Consider the following 15,941-nt stretch of genomic DNA (forward strand, 5'->3'; position numbering starts at 1 on the left):
ACCCTGCGCCTGAGCATCGGCATCTGCCTGAGAAACATTTGAACTGTAACGTCCTGCAGGTACTGTATAGGTCGCACTCTGAGGACTGCCTCCTGATGCACAGTTGTTTCGGGTAAATACACTGCTTTTTACAACATTAGTAAAAATACATTTTGCATTGTTGTTATCATTGGCAAATGCCTGCCCGTTAGCATTTATCTCACCCTGCGCCTGAGCATCGGCATCTGCCTGAGAAACATTTGAACTGTAACGTCCTGCAGGTACTGTATAGGTCGCACTCTGAGGACTGCCTCCTGACGCACAGTTATTTCGGGTAAATACACTGCTTTTTACAACATTAGTAAAAATGCATTTAGCATTGTTATTATCATTTGCAAATATCTGCCCATTTGCATTTACGTCATTCTGAGCCTGAGCGTCTGCATCTGCCTGTGAAACATTTGAACTGTAACGGCCTGCGGGTACTGTATAGGTCGCACTTTGAGGCGTACCTCCTGAGCTGCAGTTGTTTCGCGTAAATATCACGCTTTTGATAATATTTTTAAAAATGCATTTAGCATTGTTATTATCATTGGCAAATATCTGCCCATTTGCAGTTATATCGTTTTGAGCCTGAGCATCTGCATCTGCCTGTGAAACATTTGAGCTGTAACGGCCTGCGGGTACTGTATAAGTTGCGCTTTGAGGCGTACCTCCTGAACTGCAGTTGTTTCGCGTAAATATCACGCTTTTGATAATATTTTTAAAAATGCATTTAGCATTGTTATTATCATTTGCAAATATCTGACCATTTGCAGTTATATCGTTTTGAGCTTGAGCATCTGCATCTGCCTGCGAAACATTTGAACTATAACGCCCTGCAGGCACTGTATAAGTTGCATTTCCAGGAGTACCGCCCGAAGCACAATTATTTCGGGTAAACACAGCGCTCTTAACTGCATTTTTAAAAGTACAAAGTACTGATGGATTACTATTAGCGTAAGCCTGTCCATCTATATTAAATTTAGTTAGACCATCTGCATCTGCAATTGCTTGAGAAACCGTTGAAGTAACTGCTCCTTCAGCTTGATTGTATGTTACACTAGAACCTGTTCCTCCTGTCGCACAATTGTTCTTTGTAAACGAACCGCTTCTTGCTGTACTCTTATACAAAACTATACTCGTTGAGCTGTTATTACAGTCAACTTGGTCTCCTTTATAATTATAGCAGTATTTTTGAAGCACATTTAAATCTTTATCTTTTACAAATTTTAATCTGCCGAAAGTATCATATTCATAATAAGAAGATATTTCTTTAGGATCCGTAACACTGGTTACACCGATTAAAGGATTATAAGTATAAGTTGATGCAAAAGCATCCGCTGGAAGTGAATTTCTAAATGTATTTAATGCATTTCTTAGAAGCTGTTCTTTACACGCCACTCCCATGCAGTTATCATTATCTGCATTTGAAAGTGTCTGCAGGCTGTTAACCGTTGCTGCAGGAATAGATGAATAGGCGTAATTCTCGATTTTTGCGATGGGCTGGGTCTGATTGTATCCCCATATTATTGACACAGGCGTGCTATTTTCTAAAGTATACTGGAGTACGTTCCCTTTACTGTCATATAAATCATAAGTAACTTTTTTCTCAACATTCCCAACATTATTTATTAGAGAAAATGAATTAGGAAATTTCCCTGCATAAATAGATTTTGGAAGCAGTAAATTGCTAGTCGATGCAGTTTTATCATAGACAGATACCTGTTCTGATAATTTCGCTGCACCGTTAAAAGTCTGCGTTCTTAAAGGAATTGCAAGCATGTTTGCAGTTATGATTTCAGGAGCAAAAGGAAGATTTCCCGCTTCAGCATCCTGCGCATAAAAGTATCTGGTTTCAACAGTTTCATTTTTAGAATTGGTATTTTTCTGACTTTTAAGATTGCCTGTATTATAATCATAGGCATTTAATGTTATGTGTACTAATTCTTGTCCATAATAATAGTCCTTATTTTCTGTACTCTGCAATTGATAATTTTTAGCTTCATGTTTAAAAGTACCGATCATAAAATCAGATAAAGGCCTCGGATAACTCATCGGACATGCTGCATACGGAGAAGCACGCGTCTCAATAATATTTTTACAATCTAGAAAGTACATAAACTTTGGAACAGTACGTCTCAAGCCCTCCAAATAAATATTTTTCTGGTTTGATAAAATTGTGCCTGACTGGCTTTTTACCGTTTGGGTATCTAGAAGCCCAATGGTAAAATAATTTTCATCATCATACAGTGAATTGGAAGATGCTTTTCCATAGTACGAATATATAATTTTCCCATTACTAGAGCTTCCATTGCTGTCTGATTTTTCAACGGTATTATATAACACCGGGCTTCCTCTAAAATTAGACAAGGGATAAATACTTGAATAATTATAAAAATCCTGTCTTACGTAAATACCTTGGGGACAACTCAAATTATCCTGAATAAAATATCCTGAATAAAAACTAGGTCTTTGAAGCATTATTCCCGTACTGTTTCCTGCTTGAGAATAAGTATATGAAGTCGTAATGCATTCACCATTGAAATCACAATTTTTAGTTTGCTTAATTCTTATGCCCCCTACCGTCTGATTAAAATATTCAGGCCGCTGCTTAAGGTTTAAAGTTATGCTGGCAGACGATCCTTTTGTAGATGTTGCTTTGATACGATAAGTACCCGCTTCATTAATGACTATCTTTTTTGTTGCTGTAAAAATTAACTTGGAAGGAATCCAAACGCCCTCAGGAAGCCAATTTTGTGAAGCTTTATAAAGAGGGGTTGTACTCTGGCCGTCTTTATACAAAACAACTTCAGTATTCCTTTCTTCATAAGGATTAATTGAGGTATGATTTGTTAAAGTAGAAATAACATTTACCTCTAATGGAACGGTAGTGACTGTAAAGCTGTCTACATCATTCATATTAACATCAGGAGTTGTTGCAGCATCTATTGTAGAAGTGCTTACTGCGTCTGCATCATAAGGAAAATTGTAATCCGTTGATTTCATATAAACTGTATTAGGTTCATAGTCTATCAAAGAATATCCTTTAGTTTGATAAGTAATCTTGGTTAAAGCGCCAATTTTTGTACTGGCTAAATCTGATTTTATACTAGAATTAGCATACGGATCTGTTAAACCTGTTGGGCTTACTGGGACTGCATTTGCATTAAAATATCCCCATAAATCCTTTTTTAGGTAATAGCTGTTTAAAGTAGGCAGCGGATAAGGAATACTCATGTCATATTCCATGGTATTTGTAACAGCTCCATTATATTTTACATTCAGAAGATTAACCCTTCTGCCTGACCACGAAGAAAACTCAAAATCATAATTTTTAATTACACTGCTTAATTTATCTTGTATTTTTAAATTACTAATAACAGCAACAGCAGGTTCGTTTACATTGCTGTTGTACTGAAGTTCAATAGTATAATTATTAGTAACTATCCTATTTAACTTTCTGGTGTTTAGTATTGTGGTAACTTTATTATTCCTTAATGTAAAGTCATTATCAGGATTACCTATCTGGTTAGTCGTTTTTATTAAACTCTGGCTGGAGTTAATATCATTATACTGCAGGACAGTACCATACTCAAATGTAATTTTGTTTGTACTAAAAGGAAAATTAATTTCTGTTATTAAAAAAGAAGAATTATAACTATATTGGTCGTTGTCTGTAACTTTATCAGCAGTTTGGGCCAGACTAAAAACATAATTAATTCCATAATCATCAGTTAATGTAAATCCAGTTGTTGAATTACCAGTAAGTTTATAATTTTCATTTTTTAAAAAAATTGGATTATTATCTTTGTCCAGATAAAAACTGCAGTTTAAATTTCCAATATTCACAGAATACTTATCGGGTTCTCCATCGAAAATTCCGTTTGAAACATTTTCTAAAAAATGTGCTATAGTAGTCTGTCCTTCACCTGTTGCTAAATCATTATACGGTGCCAGTTTATTGATATAGTTGTAAACGTATGTTTTATTAGACTCGTGGTTTTCATCATTTAAACCATTAATGGAATGTGTTATTGCTCCGCCAATATTAAAAGTCCAACCTACACCTGCGTAACCCGGAGTTTCATCCAGTAAAAGTCCTGAATAATTATAGGATAAACCAATGGGCATAGTAAAATTACCTTCTTTTATCTCAAATATGGGAATGCTGTAATTTATTCTCCCGGTAGAAATGTCTACAGGAATTTCCCCAGCTTTATTTATGGCACCGGCCTGAGGAGTGGTAACTGTTATATTTGGGATGTATTTTTGATTTCCTCCAATAGTTTGAGATTTTATTTCTTGAACATTTAATAAAAAAATAAAAAATAATAAAAAATATAAATTTGATTTCATAACGATTTGTAACTGGATATAGATAAGTTTAAATAAGAAATAATTCCTACTTAACAGTTTTGATTACTTTTACAGATTCCGTCTTCACATCGGTTTTGATTTTAATAATGTAGATCCCTTCAGAATATCGGCTTAAATCTATCGGCACTGTCCTGCTTTCTATCTTGAATTCCTGCAGCGTACGTCCTGTGATATCCACCAGCGTGGCAGTTCCTTCCTTAAAATCGTAACCTATTATTACATTGGTAAAACTGACAGCCGGGTTGGGGATTGCTTCGATACTTGACTTGACTTTCTCTATTTTGGTTTTATCCTTAAGCTTTACAACCCAAAAATCATTACCGCCGATATTAGAGTTTTTATCCTTTGATGATCCCGAATTAGAAGTTCCGGCCATCAAGTAGCCGCCGTCACGGGTTTCTATTAATTTTCTTAAAATATCTTCTCCCCCGCTGCCTATTGTTTTACTCCAGATCTCTTCTCCCTGATCATTAATTTTTAAGGCGATATAATCGTTAATCCCGTCTTTCTCTTTATTAATCAGACCTGCAGCTTTTCCCAGTAATCCTTCTGTAAATCTCACAGCATCATTTTGGGCATGACCGCCGATTAAATACGTGTGGTCATTATTTTCTACTAACGAGGTAAGGATATCAACTTTTCCAAAGTCGTATGTCTTGCTCCATACAACACCACCTTCTTCATCTGTTTTCAAAATCCAGTAATCAGTTCCATTGCCGACAATACCTCCCTGAGGCGATAACGGATTTTTACTATTGGAATTACCTCCAATAATGTAACCGCCGTCGCTTGTCTGATGAATTACATAAGGCTGGTCATCTCCATCGGCCCCATAAGTTTTCTGCCATAAAATTTCCCCCGTATCATTTATTTTGATAATCCAATAATCTCCCACTCCTTTATTAGCATCTGCTTTTTCTCCTGATATTGGAGAGTTAGAATAACCTGCTAAAATATAGCCCATATCAGAAGTCTGTTCCATACTTCTTAATTCATCGGTATACTGCCCGCCGTAAGTTTTCTGCCATTCAATTTTACCTTCCTTATCCAATTTCACAATCCAGTAATCCATGTTGCCTCTGCTCTTTTCAGATTTACTAAATAAATCTGCTTTTGCAGCAGGAGCCAGTTTTCCCTCTGGACTGGTATTTAAAATTGATGAGGGGCTTGAACTGGATGAACCTCCTAATATATATCCTCCGTCTTTAGTCTGAAAAGCGCATAGTAATTCATCCTGGCCGCTGCCGCCAATGGTTCGCTGCCATTGTTCTGCACCAGCTGCGTCAAGTTTTATAACCCAAAAATCGGTAATACCTTTGCAGTCTTCTCCTTTTTCAAAACCCGTTCCAGAACTAGATGTGCCTGCGAGTATAAAACCGCCGTCTCTGGTAATCTTGATGCTTTGAAGTAAGTCAAATCCATTTCCTCCGAAACTTTTCTGCCAGTCCAGTTCTCCTTTCTCTGACATTTTCCAGATCCAGTAATCCAGATCCCCGTGATTGTCCTGGTCTTTATTCCCGGTTTTATCCGAAACAGAACTTCCCGCGAGAATAAAACCGTAATCGGCTGTCGGCTGTGCATCAAAAAGATAATCGGAATGTTTACCCCCATATGACTTTTCCCATTGGATATCCTGGGAATAGTTCAAAATCGGTAAGAGAAGAATTAGTAAGTAAAGTTTTTTCATACGCACATTTATGATTAGACAATTTCGTGCGTAAATGTAAATGAGGGATTCTTATAATCTTTACGGATTTCCTCATTGATAAAAAATCTTTATAAATCCAGCAAAGAAATAAAATATAACATGCTGTAAATAAAAATATTACATCAAAAAAAAAAAAAAAAAACTATAATACAGATGTAAAAAAGGTATTTATACTTAGCATTTTATTTACAAAAAAATATAGAAAATACTTATTTCATGACACTTTCAGATTGACAATCCTGCATCATCCAGAAATGATTAATTATGCTAATTTTTATAAATCATCAAAAAAAAATGGTTCCAGAATTGTCGCGTTAGGGCTGGAAAAGTTTTAGAAAAATCTAAAACTTCTTAACCTCTTATTTTTAATCCAAAACCATAATAATATTCTCCATTTAATAAATGGAATTAACTAAATCATCATTACGTATTGCCGGCCATAATAATTAAAATAAAACAGTCTGCTTCAAAGGCTCATCCAATAAACAAACAAACAATTCAAATCAATCATCTCTTCTTCTTAACTACCACCAGATGCTTCAGCGCAGGATCATTCAAAAGTCTCTCCATCTCGGTATAAATAATTTCCTGAACATCACGCCGGATCTGTGCGAAATTCTGCTGGATCATCGCATTATCAAGCTTTCTAACAGGCGGTATTTCCTTGTACCCCTGCTCTTCTTTCCGTAACACTTCATGATCGTTTACGATCTCCGAATGAAAAGTCTTCAACTCTATTTTACAATCCGGATTATCTGCTGTCATCCCCACAAATTCCCCAGAACTTAAGGACGAAATCTTCGAAGGAGGCACTGCTGCTTCCAATTGTCTGGAACGGCTGATAGAGGTATCCGCACTGTTTATCGAAACACTTTCTCTATCCTGCATGATCTTCCCGAAACGTTCCGAGAGCTGTTTGGCCGTATCCCCTGTCACCTGCCCTGAGATAATATTGCCAGTAATATTTAAAATCACATCGGCCTGCTCCCGTCCGTAATCTTTTCTAAGCTGGCTGAAGTCCTGAACCCCTAAACAAGTGCTCACCTTATTGCTTCTGGCTGTAGCAATCAGACTGTCCATATTGTTGAGATAAATGGTCGGGAACTCATCAAAGATCAGGCTCGATTTCAGCTTTCCTTTTTTATTGACCAGTTTGATCAGGCGGTTCACATACAGCGATAAAACGGCTCCGTAAATCTGTATTTTCTGCGGATTGTTGCCCATACAGACAATCTTCGGCTCGAGTGGATTATTAATATCCAAAGTAAAATCATTTCCCGACAGCACATAATACAACTGTGGCGACGAAAGCCTTGCCATGGCTATTTTAGCCGAAGCAATCTGTCCCTCCAATTGATCCATGGCATCGTTGAGATAGGCATTGATAAAAGGATTGATGAGCACCTCAATTTCTTTATCGGTACGCAGCAGGGTAAAGAGACTGTCGTAATCAATCTGCATGAGTTCAATCACATGCGGCAGGGTGCAGAACTCCCCTTCGTTGTAACGCCTTAAATACCAGATTACAGCGGATAAAAAATTGATCGGCGACTCCACAAAAAAATCCCCCTGACGCTTGATCCATTCCCGGTTAAGCCCCATGAGAATTGTCCTTGCGGATTCCGAAGCATCGGTGATATCTTCCATGCTCTGCGGATCTAAAGGATTGCAGCGGTGCATGATGTTATCAAAGTTAATGAAGTAACATTTGGGCATCACGGCATATACCTGCTTGTATTTCTCAAAGGTGTTGTAAACTATTTTAGACAGGTCATCATACTTAAAATCATAGACAAACATGCTGAATCCTTTGGCAATGTGCTGGGTGATGACATGACGAATGACAAAGTAGGATTTACCCGATCCGGGCGTGCCTAAAACCATCAGCCCGCGGAACGGATTGATGACGTTGATCCAGCTCGAGCGCAGCTTTTTTTTCAGATAATACCGGGCCGGCAGATTAATCGAATATTCATTTTCCAGAAGCCGTTCTTCCTGCGGAAAGGTCTCATTCTCGCTGTTGAAAATATCTCCGGAAGACAGTCTGTTTTTGATCAGTCTGGACAGCAGCGTCCCTCCTGAAAGCACCAGCAGAAATCCCAGACTCGTGACCATCATATACCCCGCCGCTGCATACAAAAAAGAGGAAACAAGGATCAGAAACAGCCCGCTCAGAAAGTACAATACCAGCCCCGAAACCACTTTATAAAAAGCCGTTTTGAACTCGAGCTTTTCATCCTTTCTTCCCTTTGCTCCCCATAATGAAATAACCAGAAAACCAAGCGAAGCACACTTTGAAATATAAAAATTCCCGAACAGTCCGGTACGGTAAACCGCTCCCAGAATCTTACCTGCAAACACACTGGTAAGATTCCATAATTTAAAAGCTTCATAACAGTAATAGTAGTAATGCCCCAGCAGTAAAAAGATACTGATAAGCCTTGTCATGTCCACTATTTTTCTCAGTGCCTGTTCATTTTCTCCTGTCTGCATAATTCTCTATTTTAGTATTATTTTTTCCTTTTAATTCAGATCCGAACGACCTTTTTTCTTCCTCCTTTTACGTTTTCGTTTCAGTGCGGCAGGCACATTATCGGACTGCCATTCGGACTTGAAAAGCTCTTCAAGTCCTTTACCCAAAAGACCGGATGAAACACTTTCAGAACCCGTCTGGTACAGCTCTTTAAAATCATTGCGAAGAACTTTTTCAGCCCCTGCAGCCTCTCCCATTTTCACACTTCCCTCGCAGCGTTCCAGCATGCCTTTGGCACTGTAATTTTTCCCCAGTGCACTGCCGTTTAAAACACACTTCGTTACATGGTCCACATAGGTAATCCCATACAGCTGTCCCGCATCACTCTGCCGTAAAACCACCTGTATCCCTTCTTTCTGAAGCTGGGAAACCAGTCCTTCCATATTGCTATTTTTCGTTAGAAAAACAGTATCAACTGCATTTCGGATCCGCTTCTTTTCAAATACCTTTTCGGTGTTGTTCAGCAGATAACTGCGCTCTAAAAAAGCAAGGGTCGGCTTCATCGCAAAATCACTGGCCTTGATGGGAACTCCTGCAGTTTTCCCTTCCTTATCCAGTATGCGGTACACGAGTCCTCCGCTCTTAAAAACCCTCGAATCCGCACTGCCTCTGTCTGCCTTAATATTATAGAGTTGCAGCACTGCATTGAGTTCTGCCAGCGAGCCGTATTTATATTGCAGAAGCACGGACTGCAGTACGGCTGAGATGGCTTTTTTGGATTCGATTTTACCGTAGCAGACTTTACTGACAGCAGCTGGTTTTACGAGAGTAATTCCTTCCGGTTTCTTCCCTTCCGCTCTTACCAGGTGGAATGCTTTTTCAATTTCTTTTCTGGCTTTTTCAGACTGGTTTTTCCCTATGTTCTGCATGTCAATCCGCGAGCCGTCTCCCCTGACTTTAATGGAGACCAGATGGATGTGCGGATGCCCTGCATCATGATGCTGGTAGATCAGATAGGGCTGTTCTCCGAAACCTATCTTTTCCATATAGGCTTCGGCGATCTGAAGGAGCTTTTCTTTGGAATACTTTTCAGAAGGATGAAAGTTCAGCGAGATGTGCACGCTGTTTCTTTTCACATTACCGTTCAGGGCATTCTGATGCACCAGTCTGCTGAGTTTCATAGACGAGTTCAGGTCCTGCACCCCAGCAGGATAATTACCCTCCCCGATACACTCGGCAGCCCCTTCCTTGACCTTGTTTTCGTTGTAATGGAAAATGCGCTGCACCGAATGCCCAGTCTTTATGACCGCAACCATTTCTCCGTAATTTTAGCGGTCATTCTCTGGATCTCCGCTACTTGAAACAGCAGTATTTCGCGCTGCGTTTCCGTCTCAAAAATCCACTGCCCGAACTCGGGAATCTGTTGCAGGGTATGCAGTTTTTTAACGGTCTGGTTGAAGTTGTTCCCCACCGCACTGAGCTCTTTTCGAAGGCGTATAAATTCGAGCATAAATTCATCCAGTGAGGCATCGCGATGTTTGACCGTTACCGGCTTATGTAAAAGACAGTTTCTGAGATATTCGCTCATCTGCCTGCAGGTTGTCGCTCTGCATCTTCTTTCAAGCACTGCATATTCCCCGACGGTAAAGCGGATCGCTGCAATGCGGGTTCGGTTTAAAATCTCTTTTCCCATCTTCTTTCCCTTTCCTTTTTTTAAACTCTTTTCTTCTTGTTTCACTGCCAGCGAGTTCCGAGCACAGGGCAGCCGGATGCGTTTGTTTAACAAACGGACATCTGGCCGACTGCAGCAAGCGGGGCAGTCTTACAGCCTCTCCAAACAATTACCTCTGAAAGCTGTTTTTAAACGATTCTGATAACGAAAGTAGAAAAGACAGACGGATTCCTCCCATCCCGTCCATATTTTGAACGGGGTGTTTTTACAGCTTCTGACTATCTTTGAAGATCCAATTATTAATTTAAAAACAAGTGAATTATGCTGACAGAAAATGATGCAGCCCAGGTTTTTGATACCATACTGAGTGTCCCGGGCATGAATGAACCAGTGAAGATTGATCTGAAAATTTCACGAAAAAATGTCCTCCTGCTGAGCCATGTAATTGAGCGAGGTCTGCTGGAAAATAACGGCAGTCCTTCATTGCTGCTCCAGCGTACCGCAGAAGAAAATATCACCGAACTCAAACAGCTTTCTACAGACTGCCTGAGCAGGGCCGGTCTTACCGAACTCAATGAAAAACTTGCGGGTCTGGCAGCTGCCAAAAAACAGTAAAACCAAAAAGAAAAGCCGTTAACCAAAGTGTTAACGGCTTTATTATTTTATACGTCATTATCAATGCATTTGATTTTTAAAATATAGAATATTATGATTTTTATGGTATTTTTGAAGAGCTGATCCAAATATAATATGAGCCCTGAAGAATTAAAATCGTTTGAAGAAAGACAAAATGAAATGCAGCAAACCAGAGATATTTTTGATCTCATCTGCAGCAGACTCAATCTTAAATACGGGGAGTTTTTTGGATTCCGTGATACCAGAGGATTCGTTGTTCTTAACATCTATAATGATAAGGGCGGTAAAACAAGAGTGCTGAAAGTTTCGGAAACGGCAGAAGTGCTGTTCGATACCCATAAATACTATTCAGTCCATCATACACAGACGAAAAAAGACATCCTTTTTTTCAGTGAGCTGAGAGATAAGCCCGAGATCTATAAGACCACCAGAGAAGGTGTGCTTGATGAGAATTTCGAGATACTGGTTCCTGCCATCTATGATACTGTAAGGGACATCAATGAAGACAGCTATCTGGTCGTTATTGATGATTACCGGGGCATCCTTAATTCCAAATTTGAAATCATCATCCCACTAAAATACAGTGAAATTGAGTACAATAAAACCCTGAAAATTTTCAAAGCCAGAGAACAGATCCATAAAGGAAAAGATGAAGATGGTGATGATCTTGAAGGCAGCAGGTATTGGATCTACGATCAGAACGGACTGCTGCTTCAAACTCTTGAATACGGTCTGGTTAATTTTGTACATGATCCCAATTTATATACGGTTTATGATATCGGGGTATTCTACAGCAGCTATGTCGACAATACCGCTATGATCGAACAGCAGGGACTGCTGGATCAGCACTTCAGCATTATAATTCCGCCGCTTTACAATCTGATTTCTAAAGGTGAAAAGTTTATTCTGGTTTATGAAAAAAGAAACGCGGTATCCGGTCATGACTATGAATCGAAAGAAGCAGAAGGTGCTGAATGCTATTATACGCTGGACGGCGGAAAATGGGGTGTCTATGATCATGCGGGAAGCCTGATTATCTCTATTCAATACAACTGGATTGATCACACTTTTAGTGATGATTTGTTTTTAATCAACCCAACAGGGCTGATGTATTATTATCAGGGTGAACAGGAAGATGGAGTCTGGTGTGCTAAGGATGGGTTCTGGGGACTTATCAATTCCAATAACGAAATAATTGTAGAGCCTGTCTATAAACACTACCAAATGTACGAGGACAGGATCATATTCTATAACAGGCAGACTGTCAATTATGAAATTCTTGATATAGAAGATGCTCTCACCATATACTTCTAGTCCTGTCAGAAGATTTAATTACTTTTTACATAAAAAAACTCCCTTAAAAAGGGAGTCTTGGGCGGCCGGCGGTTGCCTGAAATGGTATGCGGTAACTAACTAAATCATTTGGGACAGAACCTCCAGACGAACCCCGCCGGTCCCCTGTTCTTTTCTGGCTGATTTAAACAGCAGCATTACCAGTATATAAACAAATTTACGACAATAAAGAGCACTGCCACTTACAGGATCTTCCAATAATCTTACAGCATTTCAAGCCTGCACGGCAAAGGTCAAAAAACATATAAAAAGAAAAAAAAGACGCTATAAAGCGCCTTCATCCGCAAAGGAATAATAGCTGTCAGCTGTCACTATCAGATGATCCAGCAGCTTGATATCGAGCAGCTCTCCTGCTGCTTTAATTTTTCTGGTAATGCTTTTATCGGCTTCTGAAGGGGCAGTATTACCCGAAGGATGGTTGTGGGTGATAATAAATCCCACTGAATTGGCTTTAAGAGCTGCCACAAAGAGCAGTCTGACATCCACGACAGTTCCTGCTATACCTCCGGAAGAGGCTTCATAAATGCCGAGGACTTTATTGGCCTGGCTCAGCAGCAGCACCTTGAACTGCTCGATAAATTCAATTTTATCGGGATCCCAGCAATCCCTGAGAATCGCATAAGCAGATCTCGAAGAAGTAATCAGCGGCCTTTCTGAGCTTTTAATTTTGGTTCTGTAGATCAGGTCGATTTCCGATACGGTTTTCCAGCTGCTGTTTTCATTTGTTTTCATGGTACTGTATATTTAAGATTAATAACAGCACCGCCTGCGGGCACAGGAAAGCGAGCGCAGAAAGCAACGCAATAAAGCAGGACGGATGTCCTGCATTTATGGGGGAATTTTTTGCAGCGAACCGCAGTCCTGTGTCCGAACTTTGTGATGGAATTAAACGAAAGTATGCTTCTTCAGATTTCAAAAAGCGTAAACGGAAAAAAGGATGCAGAAAACGCAAATGAGCCTTGCTGTAAACAGCAGGAAAAGGCAGAAATAAAACGAGCAGCAAACCCGGCCGCTAAGATTATATCAAAAAGATTTATATAATCCATATCTTCGCTTTTATGACTGGTACAAATTAACCTTAGCCATATAAGAACAGCTTTAGACCTGTCTGGTAATATACATGAAAAATTTAATTCTATAAGAAACACCTTTGAACTTACTATGAGAAATTTAACACTGGCTTTAACATTAATTGTAACTGTACTTGGCTGCAAACAAAGCGAAGCTCAAAACAAAAAAGTAAACAATGAACTTTATCCGATTACGGTTAATGATGTATTCGGTTATATTGACAATAAAGGAAAAATTGTAATTAAGCCCCAATTTTATATAGCCACTTATTTCAACGAAGAATTTGCAGTTATTAAAAATACTGCCGGCAAATTTGGTTATATAGATCTTTCAGGAAAAACGGCTATTATGCCTCAATTTGATTATGCAGATAAGTTTAGCGAAGCACTTGGATTAATTAGTATTAATGAAAAATTTGGCTTCGTTGACAAAGCAGGAAAAATAGTTATTAAACCACAATTTAGCTGGGCTAATGATTTTCAGGAAGGACTTGCATGTGTTAAATATGATGACAAATATGGCTATATTGATAAAACAGGACAAATAGTTATCAAACCTCAATTTGATTATGCAGATAAGTTTAGCGAAGGACTTGCCATGGTCATCCTTAATGGCAAATCTGGTTATATCAATAAAACAGGAGAATTCGTAATCAACCCTCAATTTGAGATAGCACATGACTTTAAAGAAGGAATAGCCCCTGTTAGTATTAACGGTAAATTTGGCTACATTAACAAAACCGGAGAAATAGTTGTAAGCCCCGCATTTGATTCTGCATTTCCATTTAATGATGGACTGGCTAGAATCATAGTAAATAAAAAACAGGGCTACATTGATAAAACAGGAAAAATAATTGTCGATCCTCAGTATGAAAATGCTCGAGATTTTTGTGCCGGCTTTGCACGTATTAAGTATGGCGATAAATACGGTTATCTTGATAAAACAGGACAAATAGTTATCAAAGCCCAATTTGATTATGCAGATGATTTCAGGCAAGGAATAGCAAACGTCAAATATAATGGCAAATATTGTTACATTGGTGAAACAGGAGAATTTATTTATACTCCAAAAATATAAGCTAAGATTTAAAGATACTGCCTATAACAGCTGCCCCAGCGGAGCTGGTCATTTACTCCGGAATTAGGTGGTCATTTTGAAATGGAATTAGGTGCTCACTTTAAAACGGAATGGGGTGATCAATATAATCGGAATTTGAACTCAGAGGCTTATGAATTATCAGCATATTTTAATTTTATTAAAATTAGACTGATAAGCTTTTTTTTTGGATTACAGCACAACAACATTCTGGTCCTATCCTAGCCCCGATAGCAGTGAAAATCCTTATGCGACGGGGTTCGGCGCAGAAGATTGAAACGCATAGCGGGAACAGCCCCAAAAAGAGAGCATAAATCCTCCATAAAAAAAACGCAATCACCTCCATTATACCCCATGAACCCTTGACTAATCTGTACTTATTGCGTAATTTCGCGATATGAATCACGAAGAAATTAAACGCTATTTTGAGGCCAGTCCTCCGCCGAAGGAAGTCCGATTGACACCTTGGGCCAACATTACCGATACCCAGGTTTTTTTAAAAAGCTGCTACAGCACTATCCAAAATTTTAACGGTCCTACAGACCGCTGTCCGGCATGGTGGCACCTAAGGGATTTTTATATCCTGATGAAAAAAACGACCCAGCAGACTGCTGTAGAAAAAACAGAAGAAACACCCTCTGATGGAATCACTGGTGAGGCTTCTTCCCAGGTCGAAACAGCTCTGTAAAATTTCCCTTTACAAACTGAGCCGAATAAAAAACAGCCCTGCATTTCAATCTGCAGGGCTGTTTTTTTATTTAATTATTTATTTTGAAGAGACCTTCAGAAATCGAGTCTGTTCCTGTCAGCGGCATTCCAGTCTATGGCTAATATATCCCGCAGCACTTCTTTGAGATCCTGAAAAGTACGGGGTTTAACAGCATAAAAATCAGCACCCAGTTTATAGCAAACCTCTACATGCAGTCTGCTGCTGCTGGTGGAAAGCATGATCACTTTAACATCGTCAAAGCTGCTGTCGCCCCTTATTTCTTTAAGGCATTCAAAACCATTTTTACGCGGCATGTTGATGTCCAGGAAAATGATCTCAGGTTTGTCCATAAGGGCTTCATAAAGGATATCTAAAAGCTGCTGTCCGTCTTGGGATATCTTCACGGTGATTTCAGGATCAACTTCTCGGAGCGCTTCCACAAACAATATACTGTCATCGGGATCGTCTTCCGCCAGGAAAATAGTTTTGCTTGAGTGCTGCTGCTGTAACATCGCTTAAAAATTATGCAGTTAGATAATAATTTAAAAATCCGCAAAAAATTATACCGGGGGGTAATATAAGCTTTTAAAAAACTGCAGACAGCAGAGTACCGTGCTGTGCAGCTGACCGTTATAAATGTAAGAAAATTTTCTTACATAGAAAAATGATAAATCATTAAATATGCTGCAGCTTATCTAAAACCAAAAAAGCCTTCAGCTGAGTTTCCCTTTTTTTGACCTTATGTAATTTCTGAATAAAGGATTTTGAGTTCAAAAAAGCATCATTTCAAATCACCTGAAAAATAAGGATTTTAGAATTTTGTTAC

At 39.0% G+C, this 15,941-nt stretch carries 11 protein-coding genes; 4 read left to right on the forward strand and 7 right to left on the reverse strand.

Features of this window, described 5'->3' with window-relative positions; translation table 11 throughout:
• From EV144_RS15115 to EV144_RS15135, 5 genes are all read right to left on the reverse strand, one after another.
• Positions 1-4,377: DUF5977 domain-containing protein (locus EV144_RS15115; protein WP_166670584.1), on the reverse strand; the 4,377-nt coding region annotated here is incomplete at its 3' end.
• A 46-nt stretch (positions 4,378-4,423) separates the two neighbouring features.
• Positions 4,424-6,085 carry a T9SS type A sorting domain-containing protein gene (locus EV144_RS15120; protein ID WP_134150008.1) on the reverse strand — a complete coding sequence of 554 codons (1,662 nt, stop codon included), beginning with the start codon at positions 6,083-6,085 and terminating at the stop codon, positions 4,424-4,426.
• Positions 6,086-6,613: 528 nt separating this feature from the next.
• Positions 6,614-8,599, reverse strand: a complete 1,986-nt coding sequence (gene mobC / locus EV144_RS15125; RefSeq protein ID WP_134150009.1) for a conjugal transfer protein MobC — start codon at positions 8,597-8,599, stop codon at positions 6,614-6,616.
• A gap of 30 nt (positions 8,600-8,629) precedes the next feature.
• On the reverse strand, positions 8,630-9,895 hold the full coding sequence (locus tag EV144_RS15130; RefSeq protein ID WP_134150010.1) for a relaxase/mobilization nuclease domain-containing protein: 1,266 nt from the start codon (positions 9,893-9,895) through the stop codon (positions 8,630-8,632).
• Positions 9,880-10,317, reverse strand: a complete 438-nt coding sequence (locus EV144_RS15135) for a plasmid mobilization protein (RefSeq protein WP_243854675.1) — start codon at positions 10,315-10,317, stop codon at positions 9,880-9,882. The genes EV144_RS15130 and EV144_RS15135 overlap by 16 nt, the downstream gene beginning before the upstream one ends.
• A gap of 255 nt (positions 10,318-10,572) precedes the next feature.
• Between EV144_RS15135 and EV144_RS15140 the strand changes: the two genes are divergently transcribed.
• Positions 10,573-10,866 (forward strand): hypothetical protein, encoded by a 294-nt coding sequence (locus EV144_RS15140; protein WP_134150011.1) that lies wholly within the window; start codon positions 10,573-10,575, stop codon positions 10,864-10,866.
• A gap of 135 nt (positions 10,867-11,001) precedes the next feature.
• A complete protein-coding gene (locus tag EV144_RS15145; RefSeq protein ID WP_134150012.1) occupies positions 11,002-12,201 on the forward strand; it encodes a WG repeat-containing protein in 1,200 nt (399 codons plus the stop codon).
• A 303-nt stretch (positions 12,202-12,504) separates the two neighbouring features.
• Here the strand turns inward: EV144_RS15145 and EV144_RS15150 are convergent, their stop codons facing one another.
• Positions 12,505-12,972, reverse strand: a complete 468-nt coding sequence (locus EV144_RS15150; protein ID WP_134150013.1) for a JAB domain-containing protein — start codon at positions 12,970-12,972, stop codon at positions 12,505-12,507.
• 429 nt (positions 12,973-13,401) lie between these two features.
• Here EV144_RS15150 and EV144_RS15155 point away from each other — a divergent pair, with 429 nt between their 5' ends.
• The gene (locus tag EV144_RS15155) at positions 13,402-14,388 is read left to right on the forward strand and encodes a WG repeat-containing protein (protein WP_134150014.1); all 987 of its coding nucleotides are present in this window, start codon (positions 13,402-13,404) and stop codon (positions 14,386-14,388) included.
• Between the two features lie 415 nt (positions 14,389-14,803).
• On the forward strand, positions 14,804-15,094 hold the full coding sequence (locus tag EV144_RS15160) for a DUF6965 family protein (protein ID WP_134150015.1): 291 nt from the start codon (positions 14,804-14,806) through the stop codon (positions 15,092-15,094).
• A 95-nt stretch (positions 15,095-15,189) separates the two neighbouring features.
• Here EV144_RS15160 and EV144_RS15165 read toward each other — a convergent pair whose 3' ends face one another.
• A complete protein-coding gene (locus EV144_RS15165; RefSeq protein WP_134150016.1) occupies positions 15,190-15,627 on the reverse strand; it encodes a response regulator in 438 nt (145 codons plus the stop codon).
• Positions 15,628-15,941: the final 314 nt, after the last annotated feature.

The organism is Flavobacterium sp. 270, assembly GCF_004368785.1.
In the GTDB taxonomy this organism is placed as follows: domain Bacteria; phylum Bacteroidota; class Bacteroidia; order Flavobacteriales; family Flavobacteriaceae; genus Flavobacterium.

Excerpts from the sequence above, each read along its gene's own strand:
- EV144_RS15120 (WP_134150008.1), bottom strand. The coding sequence starts at position 6,085 with ATGAAAAAACTTTACTTACTAATTCTTCTCTTACCGATTTTGAACTAT.
- mobC (WP_134150009.1), bottom strand. The coding sequence starts at position 8,599 with ATGCAGACAGGAGAAAATGAACAGGCACTGAGAAAAATAGTGGACATG.
- EV144_RS15130 (WP_134150010.1), bottom strand. The coding sequence starts at position 9,895 with ATGGTTGCGGTCATAAAGACTGGGCATTCGGTGCAGCGCATTTTCCAT.
- EV144_RS15140 (WP_134150011.1), top strand. The coding sequence starts at position 10,573 with ATGCTGACAGAAAATGATGCAGCCCAGGTTTTTGATACCATACTGAGT.
- EV144_RS15145 (WP_134150012.1), top strand. The coding sequence starts at position 11,002 with ATGAGCCCTGAAGAATTAAAATCGTTTGAAGAAAGACAAAATGAAATG.
- EV144_RS15150 (WP_134150013.1), bottom strand. The coding sequence starts at position 12,972 with ATGAAAACAAATGAAAACAGCAGCTGGAAAACCGTATCGGAAATCGAC.
- EV144_RS15155 (WP_134150014.1), top strand. The coding sequence starts at position 13,402 with ATGAGAAATTTAACACTGGCTTTAACATTAATTGTAACTGTACTTGGC.
- EV144_RS15160 (WP_134150015.1), top strand. The coding sequence starts at position 14,804 with ATGAATCACGAAGAAATTAAACGCTATTTTGAGGCCAGTCCTCCGCCG.
- EV144_RS15165 (WP_134150016.1), bottom strand. The coding sequence starts at position 15,627 with ATGTTACAGCAGCAGCACTCAAGCAAAACTATTTTCCTGGCGGAAGAC.